Here is a 21,481-nt window from a genome sequence, read left to right as displayed (position 1 = left end):
CGGTAGGAGGGTGGTTTGTGGTAGAGTGCGCGGCCTTTTTTTGATCAATTCAAATTTATTTGCGTTTATGTTCCTTCCATCGCTGCTCTCTTCGACCAAAGCCGACTGGTTCGGCAATATACGTCGCGACGTACTCGCCGGCCTAGTAGTGGCCTTGGCACTGATTCCCGAGGCAATTGCCTTTTCGATCATTGCCGGCGTGGACCCGCGGGTCGGCCTTTATGCGTCATTCTGTATCGCAGTAGTCATTGCGTTCGTGGGCGGGCGGCCGGGGATGATCTCCGCCGCTACCGGCGCCATGGCCCTGTTGATGGTGACTCTGGTGAAGGAGCACGGGCTGCAATACTTGCTCGCGGCAACGCTGCTAACGGGGGTGCTGCAGATCATTGCGGGCTACCTGAAGCTGGGTAGCCTGATGAGTTTTGTATCTCGGGCAGTGGTCACCGGGTTTGTGAATGCCCTGGCGATCCTTATATTTCTGGCGCAAATGCCAGAGTTGGTGGGGGGCTCCTGGGAGGTGTATGCCATGACGGCGGCGGGACTCGGAATTATCTACCTGTTTCCCTATATACCGGTGATCGGTAAAGCGGTGCCCTCACCGCTGGTATGTATCCTGTTGCTAACCGCGGTGGCCGTAGCCATAGGTCTGGATATTCGCACTGTGGGTGATATGGGCGAGCTGCCGGATACCCTGCCTATTTTCCTCTGGCCAGAAGTCCCCCTGAATTTAGAGACCCTGCAAATTATCTTCCCCTATTCCGCTGGTTTGGCGGTAGTGGGCCTGCTGGAATCCCTGATGACCGCCACCATCGTCGATGATTTGACTGATACACAGAGTGATAAGAATCGCGAGTGTAAAGGGCAAGGCATTGCGAATATTGCCGCCGGCTCCTTAGGTGGTATGGCCGGATGCGCCATGATCGGTCAGTCAGTGATCAATGTGAAATCTGGTGGGCGCGGTCGCCTTTCCACTTTGGTGGCCGGTATCGGTTTGCTGGCATTGGTGGTATTTCTCAGTGATTGGGTGGCGGTGATTCCCATGGCTGCGCTGGTTGCGGTCATGATTATGGTCTCTATCGGTACTTTTGATTGGGACTCCATTCGCAACTTGAAACGCTATCCGCTCTCCACAAATTTGGTGATGTTAGCGACTGTGGTTGTGGTAGTGTGGACCCACAACCTAGCCTATGGTGTATTTGTCGGTGTGCTGTTGGCGTCGCTATTTTTTGCCAATAAAGTCAGCCATTTTATGTATGTGAGCAGCACTCTTGATGAGGTGCATAGTCGTCGTACCTATAAAATCATTGGCCAGGTCTTTTTCAACTCCGCGGATAAATTCACAGCTTCCTTTGACTTCAAGGAAGTAGTGGATACTGTGGTGATTGACCTGAGCCGCGCGCACTTCTGGGATGTTTCCGCAGTACACGCGCTGGATAAGGTGGTACTTAAATTCCGCCGCGAGGGCGCGCAGGTACAATTGGTGGGGTTGAATAAAGCCAGTGAAACCATTGTCGACCGTTTTGGCGTACACGATAAGCCCGAGGAAATTGAACGGGTTCTTGGAGGACATTGATGGCCCTAAGCAGTAGCGAAAATAACAATAAAGAGACATGTAATGGCGATATACCGCCATTGGTACTCTCCTGTATTGATGGCTCCCATTACACCGGTGCGGTATGCGATTACTCGGCTTGGCTGGCCACCAGGTTGGGTGCGCCACTCAAACTACTGCACAATATCGAGCGTAGTAATGTCCCAGCGGTAACGGACTTTACCGGCAGTATTGGACTTGGCAGCCAGGAAGACCTGTTGGAGGAGCTGACCGCGCTGGAACAGCAGCGAGCACAGCTACTGGTTAAACAGGGTAAGTTGATGCTGCAGGCCGCACGCAACCGCGCGGAGGATGCTGGTGCAGGGCAGGTGATAACCTGCCAGCGCCACGATACCCTGACTGAGTCTGTGGTGGAGTTGGAGGATTGCATCCGTGTTCTGGTACTCGGTATTCGCGGTGAGGAACATGGTGACTCCGATCAGGGAGTGGGTGCGCAACTGGAAACCGTTGTGCGTTCATTGCACAAGCCGATCTTGGTGGTGAATCGGGAATTCCAGCAACCACAGCGGGTGATGCTCGCTTATGATGGCAGTGATGCGGCGCGTAAAGCTCTAGCGTTAATTGCTGAGAGCCAGTTGTTTCGCAATTTGTCATGTCATCTGGTGAACGTGGGGCCAGCGCAATCCGCAGAAAAGTTGCTTGCTGAAGCCAGTGCCGAGCTGGATGAAGCGGGCTTGGCAGTTACCGCCAGTCACCTGGAGGGCAATACTGTTGAATCCTTGATCGCCTACCAGGATGAGCACCAGATAGACCTCACCGTAATGGGGGCTTTCAGCCACAACCGCCTGCGCGACCTGCTGATGGGGAGTATTACTGCGAAGATGTTGTTAAAGACCCGCCAGCCCCTGTTGCTTTTGAGATAATCCCCTTAGAGTGCCTGCATCACTTCCCTGGGGCTGACAAACCAGCGCAGGGCATCAGCATTCTCGGGAAGTGGTAGGTCGTAAAACTTGGCATTGTCCTGTTTGCGGCAAAGCTCCTTTTCCGCAATTTCCAGGTAGTCCTCAAGGGAGAGCAGTGTGTTCCCTGATTCCGTTGGGGCGGCCGGTGACTCTGTGAAGTTTAGCTGTGCCAAGCTGACTGCGGGCATGGGCTTTTTACCTTGATAGCGCCAGACGCCCAGAGTTTGGTCGAACTGGTAGTAGGGCAGTAACCTCCAGCCATGGCGGGCAACAAGGGAAACCGCCCGAAGCAGGTAATTGAACACCTCGTCGCTGATAAAGTAATTAAAATTCAGGCGTAGCCATCCCGGCCGCAACAGCTTTTGTCCCTTAACTATCTGTTTTTCCAGTGCTCGGCTGTAATCCATATCGATGCCAAGCAGGCTGTGCCCGTAGGGACCGGCGCAGGAGCAACCACCGCGGGCCTGAATACCGAAAAGATCATTGAGCAGAGCCACCACAAAGCCGTAATGCAAATCCCTGTCGCGCCATTTGATACGCAGGGAGGCAATCGAAAGGCGCGGTACATCCGGATTGCCGAGGATCTCAATATTCTTCTCTGCGGACCAGTGCTCCAGAGCGCGGCCGATCAGCTGTTTTTCCCGCCGGGTAATTTCATCGATGCCTACCTCCCGCTGTAACTTGAATACCATGCCGGCGCGGATCGATTCGATAATGGCGGGGGTGCCCCCCTCCTCACTGCGTATTGGGTCGTCCAGATAGCGGTGATCCTCTGGAGTCACATAGAGCACCGTGCCCCCACCCGGTGCAGCCGGTATGGCATTTTGCAGCAAGCTCTCGTGGACAACGAGAACCCCCGGTGTACCGGGTCCACCGGCAAATTTGTGGGGTGAAATAAATACTGCGTCTTTTCTGCTGTCGCCTTGAGGACCCTTTTGCCCTCGCATCTCGATCGCCATATACGGGGCGGCCGCAGCATAGTCCCAAAAGGACAGGGCATCATATTGGTGAAGCAGGCGGGTAACGGCCTCAACATCGGTCACGATGCCGGTCACATTGGAGGCGGCGGAAAAGCTGCCGATTTTTAGAGGGCGGTCTACATAGGTATGCAGCTGTGTCTCGAGGGCGTCCAGGTCGAGGGTACCCTCACTATTCAGCGGGATAGTGACCAGTTCGGCAAGGCTCTCCCGCCAAGGCAGTTCATTGGAATGATGCTCATAGGGACCAATGAATACCACAGGTATTTGTTGTGTGGGAATGTTCTCCTGCAAACTATGTAGCTGGTTCAGGTCTGCCGGCAGACGCAGGTTGAGGATATCGATCAGTTTGTTAATGGCGGCAGTGGCGCCGGAACCGCAAAAGATAACTTTATGTTCCGGCCCCGCATTAATTGCGCGATGGATCTCGGCCCTGGCCTCCTCACGTAGCTTTGTGGTTTGTGCACCAGTAAAGGAGGTCTCGCTGTGGGTGTTGGCATAGTAGGGCAGCACCTGGTGGCGAATAGCGTCTTCGATAAAGGTCAGCGAGCGGCCCGATGCGGTGTAATCTGCATACACCAGTGGCCTTGGCCCGAAAGGTGTGCTGATGGGTTGCATCTCGCCGATTACTGATTCGCGGATGTGTTGGATTAGAGCGGTCATGGGCTTCAGTCCTTGTTTTTTCTGGAGATCACTCTAGTGGTTGGGTACTGAAACAATGTGCCTGTTTGTGCTCTTCTTCCCTTGAAAATCGAATCAACGTACCGATACAGGCAATTAATTGGCACAATAAGGTCTAATTACGAGTTAGCTCGAGACGATACCAGTTGTTACTATTCATTTGGGCGAGAGCGGGGGTGCTATGGCAACGGGGCTCAACCGGCAGGATCGGCAGATTTTAGAATTGCTGCAGAGGGATGCAACGCTTTCGGTAGGGGATATTGCCGAGCGGGTAGGTATATCGAAGTCTGCCTGTTGGCGGCGTATTCACAAGATGGAGGAGGAAGGGGTGATTGCCGAGCGGGTGACCCTGCTGGACCAACACAAGTTGAACTTGCCGCTTACTGTATATATCTCTATTCGCACCAACCAACATAACGACCAGTGGGCTTCTCAGTTTGGCGAGTTGGTGCAAGGTATTGCCGAGATCCTCGAGGTCCACCGTATGAGTGGGGACCTGGATTACCTGATCAAGGCGGTAGTTACCGACATGCCCGGTTACGACCGTCTTTACAAAGAGCTGATCAAAGCTGATTTGTTCGACGTCAGCTCCAGTTTTGTGATGGAGACTATGAAGCAGACAACCCGGTTACCATTGAAATATGCCACTGGTAACTAAGGTTCAGGGTTGTGGCGCTTGCGCCACCATTGGCGGAGCTTTGTCTCGCCCAGCGCTCGGTCATTCTCAGGCACCTTCAGGCTATTGCGAATTTCCTGCCATGTACTGGAGTTGAGCCAGAGGTTTAAGGCCAGCACCACAAGCATGGCCAGGATAGAGCCCAGTCCTGCCAGCAACATATCTTTTTGCGCATCCCATATATCTCCTTGGGAACCGAGGAAGGCGATGCCCAGTTCCGGCGAGACTGTACGCGCCGCCAGCCACTCAATAATTTCGTAGATGGAGGATAGCGCGAAGGTAACATCCACAGGGAAGAAATAAGCCCAGAACCCGCGTAGGCCAGCCAAGCGTATCAATATTTCTCGCACCGGATAGGCGAGCAGTAATCCAAAACCAAAGTGCACCAGTCGGTCGTACATATTGCGTTCGGCACCGAGCCACTCCTGCAAGGTGTAGCCGAAAGGGACCTCTGCGTAGGTATAGTGGGAGCCAATCACATGCAGGCACATAAATAAAGTGATCAAGGTGTAGGAAACACTGGAAAGCGGAAAAACCCGAATGCTGATCAAAATTACCGGTAGAGCGGTAAAAACCAGGTAATTCTCCAATAGCCAGTCATCGGGGTGTAGGGGGTGCCAGGCAGACCAGCCCCAGGCGAGGGCGAAAATCGTTAATAACAACAGGTGCAGCCAGTGTTGACGAAGAGCGGACATAACTGCGGAAATCCCCACTGCGGATAAAGTATTTCTGCGCCAGCATACACTATTAGCTGCTACAGAGTTTTTGTGCCTGATTACGCGCTGGCTGTTGGTTAGTGCAGGGCGGGGCGGTGAGGTAATGATGCGGTAATCAGAGCCTCCTCATCCAATAGTTGTGCAAGGCGGTTCTCTACCGCATCACGGGGAAAATACTCCAGCGTAAGCTCTACAAACAGCTCGTGGTGGCGTGCCTCGCTGTCGGTGATGACCTGGTAAAAAGTCTTCAGTGGGCCCGTGCGTAGCGCTTCGGCCACCAGGCCAAAGCGTTCGCAGCCGCGGGCTTCAATAATGGCAGCGGTGAGCAACCGGTCCATCAAGTATGCTTCTGACCCGCGCCGGATCAGTTTACGCAGGGCATTGATATAGGGATCTTTCTCGTCCGGGGCCTGGAAAATGCCACGCTCATGCATGATCTTGATGACTTGACGAAAGTGATTCATCTCCTCAAGGGCCAGGTTGACCATGGCTTCGACTAGCACTGGCTTGTCTGGGTAGTGGGAAAACATGGATACAGCCATGCCGGCGGCTTTCTTTTCCGCGGCGGCGTGGTCCTGGAGAAAACGGTCAAAATCGGTAAGTACGACCTGGGCCCAGGCTTTTGGGGTGATATAACGCAGTTGAAACATGGCAAGTGGCGGTGGCACAAAAGAGCCATTATACCGCCATCTTTAGGATTGCCCGGGGCCTCAGGGAAAATATAGAGTATCGCTAGCTGGCAAGCCGGCGCTCGCGTACTTCCCGGTCGCGTTTGGTTGCTAACCGTGCCTGTTCTAGGGACATTCCGGCCTTGGCGTGGGGGGTGGGCTTGCCGTTGGCGTCCAGTGCTACAAACACAATCTGCTCAACCTGTACTATCAACTGCTGGGTCTGCTTATTGCGCACTTCGCAGTGTACGGTCAGGGAGCTCTGGCCGATGCCGACGACCTCAAAGCCAAACTCCACGACTTCCCCACAGCAAGCGGGGCTGACAAAATCGATTTCGGACATCAGTTTGGTTACCAGCATCGGAGTGCCCATCTGGCAGCCGGCGAAGATGGCCGCTTCCTCATCTATCCAGGCGAGTAGCTGGCCACCGAACAGACGCTGGGCGGGATTCAGATCGCCGGGCTTTACACAGTGACGTGAGTAGTATTTCACACTGACCTTCCTTACTAACTATGGATTTAACAATCGTCGAGAGAGCGACGCTGCAATTACCGGGAGGCCTGTGGGCGCCTCTCGGCCCAGGTTGGGACTCTCACAAGGTGATGCTGCACACAGCGTGCCAAGGCAGAAAAAGTGTAGCCGAGGATAATTCGTGGTATTGGACGTCCCAACGATCATTCAGTGGCACGGGTTTGGCGCAACTGGTTACCTGTCAGCTCAAAAATAGTGCGATAAGTCACAATTGGTTGGTTGTGTGGCTGCTTTGGCCGCTACCCGGGATATTCTGGACAAGTCCAGTATTGGCGGGGAAATGTGGCTATGGGACTTGCCAGCTACAACCATTAGAATGCCCTGGAACGTGACTAAAGCGTCTATAGGGTTTGGTCCGTCACCGTTTTCCCGATGCGCAGTCAGCGTATCAGTGATTACATAACCACGATTCCCCAAGTGCAAAGGGAGAGACAGTAAGGATGATCATCCAGCCGAAAGTACGCGGATTTATTTGTACCAATGCCCACCCGCAGGGCTGTGCGGCCAATGTGCGCGAACAGATTGAGTACATCAAGTCTCAGCCAGCGATTGAGAATGGCCCCAAGCGGGTTCTGGTTGTGGGCGCTTCCACCGGTTATGGTTTGGCCTCGCGGATTACTGCCGCCTTTGGCTCTGGTGCCAAAACCCTGGGGGTGTTTTTCGAGAAGCCGCCGACAGAGAAGCGCACCGCTTCTGCCGGTTACTACAATTCCGCTGCTTTCGAAGATGAAGCGCATAAGGCGGGTCTCTACGCCAAGAGTATCAATGGTGATGCCTTTTCCGATGCAGTGAAGTCTCAGACAATTGAGATGATTAAAGAGGATCTGAGGCAGGTGGACCTGGTGATTTACAGCCTGGCTTCGCCGCGCCGAACCGACCCCAAGACCGGAGAACTGTACAGCTCGGTATTGAAGCCGATCGGTGAATCCTATACCGCGAAAAACCTGAATACCGACAAGCTGGAGATTTCTGATATCAGCGTCGAACCTGCCAATGAAGAGGAAATTGCCGCGACTGTTAAGGTAATGGGTGGCGAGGACTGGGAGTTGTGGATGCAGGCGCTCGGTGATGCCGGCGTACTATCGGATAATTGCAAGACAGCAGCCTACACCTATATCGGTGAAAAGCTCACCTGGCCGATCTACGGTCATGCGACGATCGGCAAGGCCAAAGAAGACCTGGATCGCGCGGCCAAGGCTATCACCGAGCGGGGCCAGGCTGCGGCAAATGTCGCGGTGCTTAAAGCTCTGGTGACCCAGTCCAGCTCCGCGATCCCTGTAATGCCGCTGTACATCTCCCTGGTCTATAAGGTGATGAAAGAGGAGGGTACCCACGAAGGGTGCATCGAGCAGTTATACCGTCTCTACACAGAGGGCCTCTACACCGACAGCCCGCGCCTCGATAATGAGGATCGCCTGCGCATGGATGACAAAGAGCTGCGTCAGGAGACCCAGGCCAAGATCGAAAAGTTATGGCCGGAGGTGACTGCGGAGAACCTGTTTGAACTAACCGACTACAAAGGCTACCAAGCCGATTTCCTCAAACTGTTTGGTTTTGGGCTGGCGGGTGTTGATTACGATGCAGATACCAGCCCGCAGGTAGAAGCTGAGTTCAATTGATCCAGATGTGCCCCGGCCTAAATAGCTAATTTTGGAGCGGCCTTGCCGCTCCTTGCATTTCTAGCTGCCGATCCAATTTTCATGCCTACTCCTGCAGCTGCCAAAACGGCATAATCCTCTCTTTGATCTCCTGGGGAGGGAGGATGTCATGGAATATCGCCAGCTCGGCACCAGTAGCCTCAAAGTCAGCCAGATTTGTCTGGGGACTATGACTTATGGCGAACAGAATACTATCGAAGATGCCGCAGAGCAGCTGGACTACGCCCTGGATCAAGGGGTGAATTTTATTGATTGTGCCGAAATGTACCCGGTGCCACCCAGCGCTGAAACCCAGGGACGTACAGAAGAGTATATAGGCAAATGGTTGTCTACTCGCGGCGGCCGCGACAGAGTCATTATTGCCAGCAAGGTGGCGGGTCGCGGTGAGGCTAATTCCGGGGTGGGGCATTTGCGCTCAGGCCCGCGTCTCAATCGAGACCAGATACTCAAGGCCTGTGATCATTCACTCAAGCGCCTGGGTACTGATTATATCGATCTTTACCAAGTTCATTGGCCTGAGCGTCAGACAAACTTCTTCGGCCGCCTTGGCTATTGCCATGGTGGTGATGACGGTATCGCCATTTCTGAGACTCTTGGCGCACTGGAGGAGCTGCTTAAAGCAGGGAAAGTTCGTCACATCGGTGTTTCTAATGAGACGCCCTGGGGGTTACATGAGTACCTTACGGAATCGGTGGTCTATGGCAAACCGCGAATCGTCTCCATACAGAACCCTTACAACCTGCTCAATCGCACTTTCGAGGTGGGCTGTGCGGAGATCTCCATTCGCGAGCGGTGTGGTCTGCTGGCGTACTCACCGCTGGCCTTCGGTGTTCTTACCGGAAAATACCTGGGAGGAGAAAAACCCGCTGGTGCGCGCCTGACTTTGTTTGAACGCTTTCAGCGCTATGCCAGTGAGCGCACAACCGCCGCGACCAAAGCTTATGTGGAATTGGCTCGCCAGTTTGGCCTGAATCCGGCACAGATGGCCTTGGCATTCGTCAACCAACAGCCCTTTGTGACTTCCAATATCATTGGCGCTACTACGATAGAACAGCTGCGCAATAATATTGCCAGTGTTAATTTGAAGCTTGATGACGAGCAGTTGGCTGCGATCGAGAATGTCCACCAGCAAAACCCCAATCCGGCTCCTTAAATGGGGGGCCGCTATCTATAATTGGAGGGACGCAAATTCTGAATTGGCACGGTTATGTAAAAGGGAGCTTCTATGGAAACGACCGGGCATCACACCCTTAGTGATCTTTTTGCCCAGTTGGGGCTGGCGTCAGAGGATGCGGCAATACACGAGTTCCTGATTACCCACTATCTGCACCGGCATGAGAAATTGTCCGCTGCGTCTTTTTGGACCGAAGGGCAAAAGGAATTTCTGGCAAATGCCATCGAGGAGGACTCTGACTGGTGCGTCGCCGTAGATGAGCTGGATTCCCTGCTGCGCCACTGAACTTCCCCACTCCTGCGCCTGAGGCTGGCCGCAGCGCACACTCCTTGGGTTATACTACGCCGGATTCAACCGATTAGGCCGACGAGCAAGTGACGGCCCCGTAGCTATATCCGATGGAAAAACCCCGATTTCGAGTGACCCTGCTGCACCCCCGATACTGGCTAACCTGGATGCTGTTTGCGTTTTGGTTCCTCCTTGCCCAGTTGCCCTATCGCTGGCAGTTGGCAATGGGGCGGGGTATTGGCCGGGTGATGCTGAAGCTTGCCACCAGTCGGCGCACCATCGCCGAGCGCAATCTGGCTCTGTGCTTCCCTGAACTCAACGAGACCGAGCTCGCGCAACTCCTCCGCCGCAATTTTGAATCTAATGGCATCGCCCTCATGGAAACCGGAATGGCGTGGTTTCGCTCGGCATCCTGGCTGCGCAAGCGTGTCGCCATTGAGGGCCTTGAGAAGTTGCGGGCGATTCAGGCGGAAGGGGAGGGGGTGCTATTGATGGCCATGCATTTCACCACCTTGGAGCTGGGGGCAGCCCTAATGGGGATGAGTATTACCTTGGATGGTATGTACCGCCCCCACAAAAACCCTGTTTATGACTATATGCAACGCAAGGGGCGTGAGCGTCATACTGCCGATGGCACTGTCTACCAGCGCAAGGATGTACGCGGTGTATTGCGCGCCCTGCAGCGAGGGCGCGCCGTCTGGTATGCTCCAGACCAGGATTACGGAATCAAGCAGGGGGTTTTTGCCCCGCTTTTTGCCAACCCGGCGGCGACGGTGACCGGCACCTCACGATTTGCCAGGGTTGGACGGGCCAAGGTGGTGCCCTATGTGTTGACCCGCCTGGACGACTGCTCCGGCTACCGTCTCACAATATATCCGCCCATTGAGGAAATCCCTTCGGGGGATGAACTGCAAGATGCCATCCTGGTCAATCAGTTCATTGAAGCACGAATCCGCGAAATCCCTGAGCAGTACATGTGGGTGCACCGCCGTTTCAAGACTCGGCCTGACGGTGCGGGTAATGTTTATGAAGGGGTGCGTAAGAAGAAAAAGAAGCGCAGGAAAGTGGTGACTTAGTCACACTGGCATAGGTACCGCGCCCTAAGTAACATATTGGCTCGATTCTGGCGGTGCTATTCCAGACCGAGCGAAAAATATAAGGAGTGAGGATGTTTACCGGCAGTATGGTGGCCTTGGCTACCCCAATGTATGCAGATGGAAGCCTGGATTGGGACAGTTTGCGCAACCTGGTTGAGTGGCATATCGAGCAGGGCACCCGAGCACTGGTCGCCGTCGGTACAACCGGTGAATCCGCCACCCTCGATGTGAATGAGCATATCGAAGTGATCCGGCGAGTGGTGGATCAGGTGGCGGGGCGAATCCCCGTTATTGCGGGAACCGGAGCTAATTCCACCACCGAGGCTATAGAGCTGACTGAAAATGCCGCTCGCTGTGGAGCGGATGCCTGTTTGCTGGTAACGCCCTACTACAACAAACCTACCCAGGAAGGGCTCTACCAGCACTACCGTGCTATTGCCAAAGCAGTGGCGATTCCACAGATCCTCTACAATGTGCCCGGGCGCACGGCAGTGGACATGTTGCCCGAGACAGTTCAGCGTTTGGCGGCTATTGGCAATATTGTTGGGATCAAGGAAGCGACTGGGGATCTGGAGCGGGCTAAAGTTCTATTGAATACACTACCGCAGGACTTCGCGGTGTACTCCGGTGATGACAGTACAGCAATGGAGCTGATGTTGATGGGGGGCCAGGGTGATATCAGCGTTACCGCCAATGTGGCCCCGGCAGCGGTGGCCCAAATGTGTGAAGCTGCACTGGCTGGGGACGCTGTGACTGCCCGGATCATTGATCAGCGTATTCAAATATTGCACAAAGTGCTGTTTTTGGAGTCCAACCCGATACCGGTGAAATGGGCTCTGCGGGAAATGGGGCGTTTAGATGGCGGTATTCGCCTGCCTCTGACCAGTCTTTCCCCTGAGCATCATGCTACAGTGCGCGAAGCTTTGCGCAGTGCTGGCGTACTTTAAAACCGCGAACCGAGAATTAACCAGGAAAGCTTTGATGAACAAATTGACCGTTGGAGCCGCGCTCTGTATTTCCAGTCTTACCCTGGCAGGTTGTGGTGTGTTCGGCAATGAAGGCTATTTCCGCGATCGCAGTAACGATTATCAACAGGCCGATAGCCTGGCTCCACTGCAGATACCGGAAGGTATCAATGCCAAGCACCAAGAGGAGCTTTACGAGATCCCCCAGATTGCCGGAAATGAACTGGATCAGGGCAATTTCGAGGTTCCGCGGCCACAAGCACTTTCCGTTAATGCTGGGCTGGAACGGGTAAAGATTCAAAAGCTGGGTAACAGTCGCTGGGTACTGGTGTCTCAGCCCCCGGAGGAAGTTTGGCCGCAACTGCACTACTTCCTGCGGAGCTCGGGATTGCGGGTGGAGATGTCTGACGCCAGTGTCGGCATTATGGAAACGGCCTGGATGACGTTTAATGAAAGTCCTGAAACCAAGGATAAATACCGTCTGCAAATCGAAACCGGGGTTCAGCCTGATACCACGGAGGTCCATGTTCGCCACTTGTCGGTAGCGGTCGACGCGCCCGTGGGTGGCTCGGTAAATTGGCCACAGAGTTCCAGCAGCCCAGAGCGCGAAGGCTGGATGATTGACGAAATGTCCACCGCCCTGGCCACCGATTCCTCAGGTGCCTCAGCCTCCCTGGTGGCCCAGGCTATCGGTGGCAGTACGGTCAAAGTCCAGCTGCGTGAGCCGGTGGGTCATGAACCTTATATCTCCATGGGATTGGAAATGGAACGCGCCTGGGCAACGGTTGCCCACGCAGTAAATGCTGGTGCCTATCGCCTGCATCGCGAGGATTCCGATATTGGCCTCTTTTATGTGACTTATGATGAGGAGCGTGAACTGGCCGACAGTGAGGAAGATGATGGTGGTTGGTTCTCCTGGGGCAAAAAGGATAAAGAGGATGAATTGGCAGAAAGTGCCGATCAAATTACCCTGCAGCAGATTCTTGCCGGCATCGACCTGACAGAGGACAGTGGTGAGCCCGCTCTGTTTAAAGAGATCAAAGGGTTGGGTGTTGGAGAGATCCCCGAAGAGGAATACCCCGGTTACATCATTGTTATTCGAGGCAGTGATGACGAAATCGAAGTGCGTATACGCGATACCCGAGGCCAGCCCCTGTCCCGGACCAAGGCTTCCGAGCTACTGCTTTCTATCCAACAGAACTTGATTTAATGGGCCTGCGCTTCGCCTCACTGGGAAGCGGCAGCAAAGGCAACGGCACTCTGGTCGCCAGTGGCGACCACTGCCTGCTTGTTGATTGTGGCTTTACCATCAAGGAAACCGAGCGGCGTATGGCGCGGCTCGGTATGTCCCCTGCCGATCTCACTGCCATTCTGGTAACCCATGAACACAGCGACCACCTATCTGGTGTTGCGCCGCTGGCGCGCAGATACAGCTTGCCGGTGTACCTCACTCCTGGAACTCTTCGTGCCCGTGATATTGGCAAATTACCCCAAATACACCTGATTGAGGGACACCAGCCATTTACTGTCGCTGATATCCTGGTAACGCCGGTAGCTGTTCCCCATGATGCCCGAGAGGCTGCTCAGTTTGTTTTTCGCAGTTGCGGCAGCAGTCTTGGGCTCCTGACTGATCTCGGAACAGTGACCCCACATGTGGAGGCGCACTTTGGTGATTGCGATGCATTGGTGTTGGAAGCCAATCACGACCCTCAGATGCTGGCCCAAGGGCCCTACCCGCCCTCTCTGAAAAGAAGGGTTGGTGGAGCTTATGGCCACTTGAGCAATCAGCAGGCTGCTGGATTTCTGCAGCGTGTCGGATACGAGCACTTACAGCACTTGGTCGTGGCGCATATCAGTGAGAAGAACAATACACTGGAGCTGGCGCGCGTCGCGATGGCTGAAATGGTGGAAAGTGTTGAGAACTGCATTTTTGCTTGCCAGAAAGAGGGGTTTGACTGGCTTACAGTCGAAGCCCGTGGATGATTGCACCTTGCTCCAGTCGGCCGGCTGAGGCTCCTCAATGAAAAATACTCGCTCTAAACGGGGCTGCCGCTGGTTGCACAATAATAGATGGGGAGCTTATGGAAACGCTATTGATTTATCTTTTAGTGGGGGCTGCTGCAGGTACGATAGCTGGACTTTTTGGCGTTGGCGGAGGACTGATAGTTGTTCCGGCATTGATAGTGGTATTTACCGCTAAAAGTATCTCCCCGGAAATCCTTACCCATATGGCGGTGGGGACCTCCCTTGCAACGATTGTCATCACCTCTATTAGCTCTGTGCGCGCTCACCACAAGAAGGGTGCGGTGGATTGGCGTCTTTTTTGGATGATGACTCCTGGCATATTACTGGGTTCTTGGCTTGGAGGCATAACTGCAGATTGGCTGCCTGGTGCCTGGTTACAGTTATTGATCGGTATTTTCGCCATCGCCATCGCCATACGTATGTGGCTGAGTGGCTTGCGCCATGGCAGGGTTGAAGAGGGCGCGGGTGACTTGCCGGCAGCTCCCTTGTTGACCACTGCCGGTGGGGTGATTGGCTGGGCCTCGGCGATCTTCGGTATTGGAGGTGGCTCCCTCACTGTGCCATTTTTATCCCGCTGTCGCGTGCAGATGCAGCGTGCTGTTGCCACTTCCGCCGCTTGTGGCTTGCCCATTGCAATTGCCGGAGCGCTGAGTTTTGCCGTTCAGGGCTGGGATAACACCCAACTGCCAGATTGGAGTAGCGGTTATATCTATTGGCCCGCTTTTTTGGGCATTGTCGTGACCAGTACTTTCTTCGCTCGCATTGGGGCCAACCTGGCACACCGTCTCTCGGCAAAGTTACTCAAACACTGTTTTGCTATTTTGCTTTGCGTTATTGGGCTGCGATTCATCTGGCAGAATCTGAATCTAATAAGAGCTCTATTTTAGAGGGCTAGCCGTTTGCCAGGCGCTATTTAGCGTAAACGAAAAAGGCCACTGCATGCAGCGGCCTTTTTCAATTTGAACTCGACTTACAGCGAGTGTCAGGCGGTTTTGGTATCGGTTCTGGACGGGGCTGCCTGCTGAGACTCCCCGGTATCATTTTCTTCCCAGTACTTGGATTTCAGGCTGATCAAAGCAAGGATGATGCCTATACCGATGGTGAACAGGCTGATTTGCAGATAAAGGCTTGGCATTTCAGAGACATTATTCGGGTCAAAGTGTCCTGCCAGCAGGCCTGAGAAAATATTGCCGATGGAGTAAGTCAGAACAAATACCCCCATCATCTGGCCGGCGAACCGACGTGGAGACAGTTTACTGACTGCACTCAGGGCTACTGGGCTCAGGCAAAGTTCACCAACGGTGTGCAGGAAGTAAGTGGTGATTAACCAGTAGGGCGCTACTTTTAGGCCTTCAGCAGCGTACTGGGCAGCGAAGAACATTACCAGGAAGCCGCTGGCCATAATGATGAGGCCAATCGCACACTTGAGCCCGTAGGATGGGGTAATCATGCGCTTACCGAGATTAATCCACAGAGCGGCGAAGAAAGGCGATAGGGTAATGATAAATAGTGAGTTGAAGCTTTGTAGCCAGGATGCCGGCATCTCAAAGGAGCCGATCAGACGGTCGGTGTAATCGCGGCCGAACAGGTTGAGCGAGGAGCCCGCCTGCTCGAAGCCTGACCAGAAAAAGGTAGAGGCCACACATACCAGGAACAGGGCCCACATTTTCTTTTTCTCGGAAGCGCTCAGCTTACCGCCGAAGTAGATGAAAGCGAAATAGGCCAGGAAGGTCAGGGTGAATGCCACGGCTACATACTGGGCCATGGCGGTTGGATTGATAGTGATAGTACCAGTCATAGCCAGACCGGTGATCACTGCTACGACGACGGCGATAGCACCAATAATTCGCCATGCGAGTTTGGCCTTCTCTGGAGCCAAGGGGTTTTCTGGTGCTAGGCTGGCATCACCCAGATTGCCTATTGTCCGGCGGTACTGAATCAGACCGATCGCCATCCCGACCGCTGCGGCACCAAAGCCCCAGTGCCAGCCGACGTTCTCGCCAAAGTATCCGCAAATTGCATAGCCAAGTATGGAACCGATGTTGATGCCCATATAGTAGAGCGCGTAACCACTATCACGGCGAACATCGTTGGGCTGATAGAGGTGGCCGACCAGGGCACTGATGTTGGGTTTCAGCAAACCGGTACCGGAAGCAACCAGAATCAGGCCGATAAAGAAACTGCCCTCGGTGGGGATTGCCAGTACGATATGGCCGCACATAATGATGATGCCGCCGTACCAGATGGTGCGTTGCCCACCGAGCAGGCGGTCCGCAATCCAACCGCCGGGCAGGCCGAGGAAGTAGACGGCGCCGGTGTAGAGGCCATAAATAGCTGTTGCAGCAGCGACAGTGAAGGCTAGCCCCTCTTCTTGCAAACTTGCAGTCATAAACAGTACGAGCAGGGCGCGCATACCGTAGTAACTCATTCGTTCCCACATTTCGGTAAAGAAAAGCGTGGAAAGCCCCTTCGGGTGGCCAAAAAAGCCTCCCCCATTCTGATGTGCATTCGACGACATAAGCTGAATTTCCAGTTGTTATAGCTCTAGTAGGGTATGCGACGGCATACCGGGTACATCTCTATTACTCTGAGCGCTTGCGCTCCATGACCAATTGGTCTTCTCGTCTATTCAGGAGAAATTATTCTCCTCAAGGTATTGATTCGGCAGGCAATAGCTATCCGGCACCTTTCTTTATCATGAGAAAGTCCATTCTGATGAACTCGGTCATTGTGATCGCCGAGGCAGCCTCCAAAACAATCCCCAAAGTTTACCAGCTGTCTAATTTCCAGGCGAATCGTTGTCGGGTTGTTTGGGGAAATGACAATCCAGTACTTCCTTTACAGGGAAATTAGTGGTAAATCCTGTGTAACAATGGATCTCAAGGGGAATATAACAATGAAAGCCCCATTGGTACTCAGCTTGATACTGTCTTTGGTCGCTTGCTCGAACTTACCCCCGGTTGAAATTTCAGAGGGAGAGCTAACTTCAGCCCTAACTGGAGAGGCAATTTTCGGTCGAGCCGTCACCCTCGAAGAGTTGCCTGAGGAGAATCTACTTGGGCTCGATTCAGGGGTGCGTGACTATCTGGAAACCCTTGCGCCTAATGCTACCCCCCACAGCCGTCTCGCAGCCCTGATACGGGCCTTTGAGGAGCGAGAATTCCTGGTCGAGTACGATGAGAGCAGTACCCTGACAGCGATGGAAACCTACCGGCAGGAGAGAGGAAATTGCCTGGCTTTTACTTTGATGATGGTGGCCATGGCAAGGGAGCTGGGAGCCGAGGTCCACTTCAATCAGGTGGAGGTCCCGCCGGTTTGGAGTCACGATGAAGTCGAAACCTTTATTGTGTACCGCCATGTCAACATGGTCTTTGAAGGCCCTAGGGGCCGGCGTGTTATCGACTTTAACCTGGCTGCTTATGACCCGTCTTACGAGCAACACAGGCTGGCTGATAATACTGCATTCTCACTCTATTACAGCAATCGAGGGGTTGAGCTTATGCGGGCAGGGGAGCGTGAGCGGGCTTTTCTTTACCTGCGGAAGGCACTGAGTCTCCACCCGGAGAGCAGTGATTTATGGGCCAATTTGGGTGCGATGTACAGTCACTTTGGTTACCTAGGTGAAGCGGAGCAAAGCTATCGTCAAGCGCTAGTACTAAAGAATAACAACCTCATTGCGATCAGTAACTTAGCGCGCTTGTACCGCTACCGCAATCGCACCGAGCTTGCCGATGAATATGCTCGCCGCGCACGCTACCATCGCGAACGAAACCCCTACTATCTCTTCTACCAAGCCCGGGATGCCTATGAGCGAGGTGAGTACGAGTGGGCTGAAAGGCGCTTGCGAAGCGCTGTATCAAGACATGATGGCGATCACCGTTTCCACTTTCTCCTGGGGTTGACCAGGTATCAGCTTGGGAAATTAGCGGCATCTCGAAAGAGCTTTGAGGAAGCATTCTCTCTAGTGGGTAACGCTTCGACAGTGGATGCTTACGAGCGTAAATTGAATTTGATAATGGAAAGGTAGAGGTGCCGGAAAGAGCTTTGTTTTTGTGAAAATTGGATACCGATGCGCGCGTGAATAAAAAAGGGGCCGGAAAGGCCCCTTTTTGACTTTAAGAGTCGAAGCTTAGAACTGGTAAGTAACACCAGCCCAAGCGTAGCGGCCTTGGTAGTCGTAAGTGCCATTAGTATCGAAACTGTTAGCGCCAGTGATTGCGGTATAGGATGGATCGCGATCGGTTACGTTGTCGATACCAGCGGTTAAGCGCATAGCCTCATTTACATCCCAACCTGCCTTGAGGTTCAGGTAAGTGTGAGAAGGCATATCCAACGTTTCACTATGGCCATCACCAATGTACTGGACGTCTGCGCCAAAGTCCCAGTTATCGGCGTACCAGGTTGCACTCGCCAAGCCACGCCACTTGGTATATGCATCGCTTGTATTGCCGATGTAGTCGAGGTAGTCAGTGGTACTACCTGTTTGGGAATTGTGCTCTTCGTATTCAAGCAAGTGAGTAGCCTGAGCACGGAGGGCTAGCTTACCAGCGTCATAGTGGAAGTTTTGTACAACATCGATATCGATACCACTGGTATTGATCTCACCAACATTCATCTTAGCGCCATTTATGTCGATGATATCGTTATTATTCAGGCGTGTAATAAAGTTACAGGCAGCCTCTTTACCTTCGTTACGGTAACAATCGTCCAGTATTTGCTGGAGGTCAGGAGACTGGATCGCGTCCTCAACTTTTATCTTGAAGTAATCCAAAGTAATGGATAAATCTTCAGTAAATGCTGGAGTCCATACAACTCCGGCTGTAAAGCTAGTTGACTCTTCAGGTTGTAGATCTGCATTGCCGCCAATATTTACAGGAATTTGGCTGCCTACCTGTACTAAAGTTTCGGAAACTTCCAGTGCGTCACAGTTACCACCTCGACCTTTAGAATTAACTTCTTTGTTAGTCGCGCAAGGGTCGATTAGTGATGGGTAACTCTGGGCGGTGCCGCTATAGAGTTCATAGATTCCAGGTGCACGGAAGGCGGTAGATAGACTGGAACGGAAGCGTAGATTTTCTGTCGGTGCGTAAACGGCACCAACTTTGTAAGTTGCTTGACCGCCAAAAGTATCGTAGTCGGAGTAGCGTATAGCAGCATCAACAGAGAGTTCATCTGCGTACTTAGCTCCAGACAAAATTGGCAGGTTAAACTCCGCAAAGACCTCGGTAACGGCGAAGTCACCGGAAGTTGCTTCTTGCTTATTAGCGAAAGTATCACCACTTTGGGTTTCAATACTTGGATTGAACTCGCCAGACTCTTTGCGATACTCAACACCAGTAGCAAAACCAAGAGCGCCGCCTTGGAATTGAACTGCCTCGATATCTCCAGTCAGGCTGGCGCCAAAATTGATCATTTCATATTCATTATCTTCACGGTCGGTGTAACCGATATAGTTAGCTACTTCATCACTAAGACCGCCGAAGAACTGAATATTCTCCTCTTCAATGCCGCTGGTGCCGTCGAGAATTTCTTGCAGCTTTGTTTTGCTGATGGCGTTGACTAAGGTGTTTTCACCTTCATTTTTGCCATAGCTTAAGAAGGTGTCCCAACCCCAGCCATTGGCTAGGTCGCCACGTGCTCCGCCAAGAATACGGAAGGTTTCCGTTTTCTGTTCTGAGTCACGGGTTCCTGTGTCTACGGGTCGCACAAGAATAGTGGAGACACCATCAGCCCAGTTCTCACCATGAGAGGCTTTCGGTTTTTCAGGCTCGAGTCCATCGGGCTTGCCCAGTTCTTCCCACTTTGCTTTAGCAGCCTCGTATTCTGCTAGGTCAATTTGATATTGGTTCTCTGCTTCATCCCAAGCTTCTGCTAGCTGTGACTGAATTTCGGCAGGAAGATGGTCTGTGGTTAGGGCCAAACCATTACCCGTGTATAACGGCTGAGCGGCCATTTGTTGGTTTGTGGTCTTTACGGTGTAGGAGCCTTCACCGTAAAGCTCGATGGAGTCGGTCAACGAGAAGGTACCACTTCCTGTTAAGCTGGTGCGCTCCATAGCACCAGATAGCCACATGTATTGGCCAATATCGTAACGCGTGTAATCTCCAAGCTCAGTACCGCCTTCCTTGATGGTGAAAGCACCATCATCACCATAGTTAGTGAATAAGGCACCTGTGGCAGCTATAGAACTTGTTAATCCTGCCCAGTCACGGTCTTCATAAGTGATTTCGTCGCGCTTGCTGTGCGTGATGTTTCCGATAAACTGGCCGCGATCAAATTCCTTACCAAAGGTAATGGAAAGCTCGCCATTCTCACCGCCACCGGCTTCAGTAGCGCCAGCACGCGCGTTGATGCGAACTCCATCATAGGAGTCCTTCATTACGACGTTGATTACACCGGCAACGGCATCAGAACCGTATACGGCGGAGGCGCCGTCAGTCAGAACCTCAATGCGGTCAATCATATCTACCGGGATATTGTTCATATCCACTGCAGAGCTTACGCCGGAACTTGAGGATACGAAACGACGTCCGTTAACCAGAACCAGGGTGCGCGCAGAACCCAGGTTACGCAGGTCCACAAATGACAGACCAGCACCACCATTGTTGTCATTGGCATTGATGCCGGTAGTGCCCATAGAAGGAAGCTGATTGAGCAGCTCATCAATGGTGCCTACGCCGGAGCGCTGGATGGCCTCTGAGTCAACCAGAGTAATTGGGCCGGTAGTGGATAGTGGGTCGCGCGCGATGCGGGAGCCAGTAACAACTACTTCCTCAACCTCAGGTCCGGGGATGGATTCCTGGGCGAGTACACCAGTGCTGGCGATCGTGCCCAGTGCTGCAATAGCAACGCTCAGTTTGGTCTTGATCATAGTGGAACCTTCTTATACTTAAGGTGCTTATTAGGCTTTATCTACTAAAACTTTTTAAGTGACATTGGTGACTTTAATGCATATCAGTAGATTATGGAACTATTATGACATTAGTGACAACTAACATCTTCAGCTATGCGATAAAATGCAATTGGTTCTTTGTTGAAAAAAAGCACTTTTTTTGGTTTTTTATCCCTCTGAAAGCGCTATTTCACTGATTATTTTGCGCATTAGTCGAATTTTTCAATATAATAGTTTTTAACGCTAGTACTCAAAATTTAGTTGGAAAATGCCTGAGATAACTTAAGGAAATAGGGGGAGTCTTGATGGACCGGTGGGGTTTGCAGAAGCCTTACGCTTCGAGGTTATGCATGGAGTATGAAAAGACTAGGTGGATTGCCTAGGATAAGTACGGGAAGGGGGCTGACTTCCCCTCCAGGGGCAGGTTTGTAGGGATAAAATATACTTTTGCCTAATTACCATCGAAGTTAAGCTCGCGTTGCGAGGATCTGCGTTTTAACTCTGAAAAATAAAAGTTTCAACGGTAAAGAAAGTTGAGTTATTGTCAATTCTGGTGTTTAGCCAGTCTGATCAAGCAGCGCTCTGATCGGTGGTTGTCGCTTCCTCTCCATCCGTGAA

General features: G+C 52.8%; 18 protein-coding genes. 12 read left to right on the top strand and 6 right to left on the bottom strand.

Going from position 1 to position 21,481, the window contains the following annotated elements:
- The first annotated feature begins 67 nt into the window (after nt 1–67).
- A complete protein-coding gene (locus tag ACCI49_RS10010) occupies nt 68–1,573 on the top strand; it encodes a SulP family inorganic anion transporter (RefSeq protein WP_371838880.1) in 1,506 nt (501 codons plus the stop codon).
- Entirely contained in the window at nt 1,573–2,475 is a 903-nt protein-coding gene (locus tag ACCI49_RS10005; protein WP_371838822.1) for a universal stress protein, read from the top strand. Before ACCI49_RS10010 ends, ACCI49_RS10005 begins: the two co-directional genes overlap by 1 nt.
- 5 nt (nt 2,476–2,480) lie before the next feature.
- On the opposite strand, the gene ACCI49_RS10000 is transcribed toward ACCI49_RS10005, so the two are convergent.
- Nucleotides 2,481–4,154: an aminotransferase class V-fold PLP-dependent enzyme gene (locus tag ACCI49_RS10000; protein WP_371838821.1), complete on the bottom strand. Its 1,674-nt coding sequence runs from the start codon at nt 4,152–4,154 to the stop codon at nt 2,481–2,483.
- Between the two features lie 199 nt (nt 4,155–4,353).
- On the opposite strand from ACCI49_RS10000, the gene ACCI49_RS09995 reads away from it, so the two are divergent.
- Nucleotides 4,354–4,830: an Lrp/AsnC family transcriptional regulator gene (locus ACCI49_RS09995; RefSeq protein WP_371838820.1), complete on the top strand. Its 477-nt coding sequence runs from the start codon at nt 4,354–4,356 to the stop codon at nt 4,828–4,830.
- Here ACCI49_RS09995 and ACCI49_RS09990 read toward each other — a convergent pair.
- From ACCI49_RS09990 to ACCI49_RS09980, 3 genes are all read right to left on the bottom strand, one after another.
- Entirely contained in the window at nt 4,827–5,543 is a 717-nt protein-coding gene (locus tag ACCI49_RS09990) for a DUF2238 domain-containing protein (protein ID WP_371838819.1), read from the bottom strand. The two genes, ACCI49_RS09995 and ACCI49_RS09990, sit on opposite strands and share 4 nt — an antisense overlap.
- A 98-nt stretch (nt 5,544–5,641) precedes the next feature.
- Nucleotides 5,642–6,214 (bottom strand): MiaE family protein, encoded by a 573-nt coding sequence (locus ACCI49_RS09985; RefSeq protein WP_371838879.1) that lies wholly within the window; start codon nt 6,212–6,214, stop codon nt 5,642–5,644.
- An 82-nt stretch (nt 6,215–6,296) separates the two neighbouring features.
- On the bottom strand, nt 6,297–6,725 hold the full coding sequence (locus tag ACCI49_RS09980) for an acyl-CoA thioesterase (protein ID WP_371838818.1): 429 nt from the start codon (nt 6,723–6,725) through the stop codon (nt 6,297–6,299).
- A 479-nt stretch (nt 6,726–7,204) separates the two neighbouring features.
- Between ACCI49_RS09980 and fabV the strand changes: the two genes are divergently transcribed.
- The 8 genes from fabV to ACCI49_RS09940 all read left to right on the top strand — a co-directional run bounded on the left by fabV (nt 7,205) and on the right by ACCI49_RS09940 (nt 14,858).
- Nucleotides 7,205–8,383 (top strand): enoyl-ACP reductase FabV, encoded by a 1,179-nt coding sequence (gene fabV, locus ACCI49_RS09975; protein WP_371838817.1) that lies wholly within the window; start codon nt 7,205–7,207, stop codon nt 8,381–8,383.
- A gap of 148 nt (nt 8,384–8,531) precedes the next feature.
- A complete protein-coding gene (locus tag ACCI49_RS09970; protein WP_371838816.1) occupies nt 8,532–9,575 on the top strand; it encodes an NADP(H)-dependent aldo-keto reductase in 1,044 nt (347 codons plus the stop codon).
- Between the two features lie 72 nt (nt 9,576–9,647).
- Nucleotides 9,648–9,881, top strand: a complete 234-nt coding sequence (locus tag ACCI49_RS09965; protein WP_371838815.1) for a DUF2789 family protein — start codon at nt 9,648–9,650, stop codon at nt 9,879–9,881.
- A 113-nt stretch (nt 9,882–9,994) separates the two neighbouring features.
- Nucleotides 9,995–10,960, top strand: a complete 966-nt coding sequence (gene lpxL / locus ACCI49_RS09960; protein WP_371838814.1) for an LpxL/LpxP family Kdo(2)-lipid IV(A) lauroyl/palmitoleoyl acyltransferase — start codon at nt 9,995–9,997, stop codon at nt 10,958–10,960.
- A gap of 92 nt (nt 10,961–11,052) precedes the next feature.
- Complete coding sequence (dapA, locus tag ACCI49_RS09955; protein ID WP_371838813.1) at nt 11,053–11,928, top strand: 4-hydroxy-tetrahydrodipicolinate synthase; 876 nt, start codon at nt 11,053–11,055, stop codon at nt 11,926–11,928.
- A 34-nt stretch (nt 11,929–11,962) separates the two neighbouring features.
- Nucleotides 11,963–13,156 carry an NlpB/DapX family lipoprotein gene (locus tag ACCI49_RS09950; protein WP_371838812.1) on the top strand — a complete coding sequence of 398 codons (1,194 nt, stop codon included), beginning with the start codon at nt 11,963–11,965 and terminating at the stop codon, nt 13,154–13,156.
- A complete protein-coding gene (locus ACCI49_RS09945) occupies nt 13,156–13,929 on the top strand; it encodes an MBL fold metallo-hydrolase (RefSeq protein WP_371838811.1) in 774 nt (257 codons plus the stop codon). The genes ACCI49_RS09950 and ACCI49_RS09945 overlap by 1 nt, the downstream gene beginning before the upstream one ends.
- A 98-nt stretch (nt 13,930–14,027) precedes the next feature.
- Nucleotides 14,028–14,858 carry a sulfite exporter TauE/SafE family protein gene (locus ACCI49_RS09940; protein WP_371838810.1) on the top strand — a complete coding sequence of 277 codons (831 nt, stop codon included), beginning with the start codon at nt 14,028–14,030 and terminating at the stop codon, nt 14,856–14,858.
- 95 nt (nt 14,859–14,953) lie between these two features.
- Here the strand turns inward: ACCI49_RS09940 and ACCI49_RS09935 are convergent, their stop codons facing one another.
- Nucleotides 14,954–16,489 carry a peptide MFS transporter gene (locus ACCI49_RS09935; protein WP_371838809.1) on the bottom strand — a complete coding sequence of 512 codons (1,536 nt, stop codon included), beginning with the start codon at nt 16,487–16,489 and terminating at the stop codon, nt 14,954–14,956.
- Between the two features lie 378 nt (nt 16,490–16,867).
- Here ACCI49_RS09935 and ACCI49_RS09930 point away from each other — a divergent pair, with 378 nt between their 5' ends.
- Nucleotides 16,868–17,998, top strand: a complete 1,131-nt coding sequence (locus ACCI49_RS09930; protein WP_371838808.1) for a tetratricopeptide repeat protein — start codon at nt 16,868–16,870, stop codon at nt 17,996–17,998.
- A 102-nt stretch (nt 17,999–18,100) separates the two neighbouring features.
- On the opposite strand, the gene ACCI49_RS09925 is transcribed toward ACCI49_RS09930, so the two are convergent.
- Nucleotides 18,101–20,842 carry a TonB-dependent receptor plug domain-containing protein gene (locus ACCI49_RS09925; protein ID WP_371838807.1) on the bottom strand — a complete coding sequence of 914 codons (2,742 nt, stop codon included), beginning with the start codon at nt 20,840–20,842 and terminating at the stop codon, nt 18,101–18,103.
- Between the last annotated feature and the right edge of the window lie 639 nt (nt 20,843–21,481).

It is taken from the genome of Microbulbifer epialgicus, assembly GCF_041447265.1.
Taxonomy (GTDB): domain Bacteria; phylum Pseudomonadota; class Gammaproteobacteria; order Pseudomonadales; family Cellvibrionaceae; genus Microbulbifer; species Microbulbifer epialgicus.
This window is presented reverse-complemented; position numbering and strand designations above follow the sequence as displayed.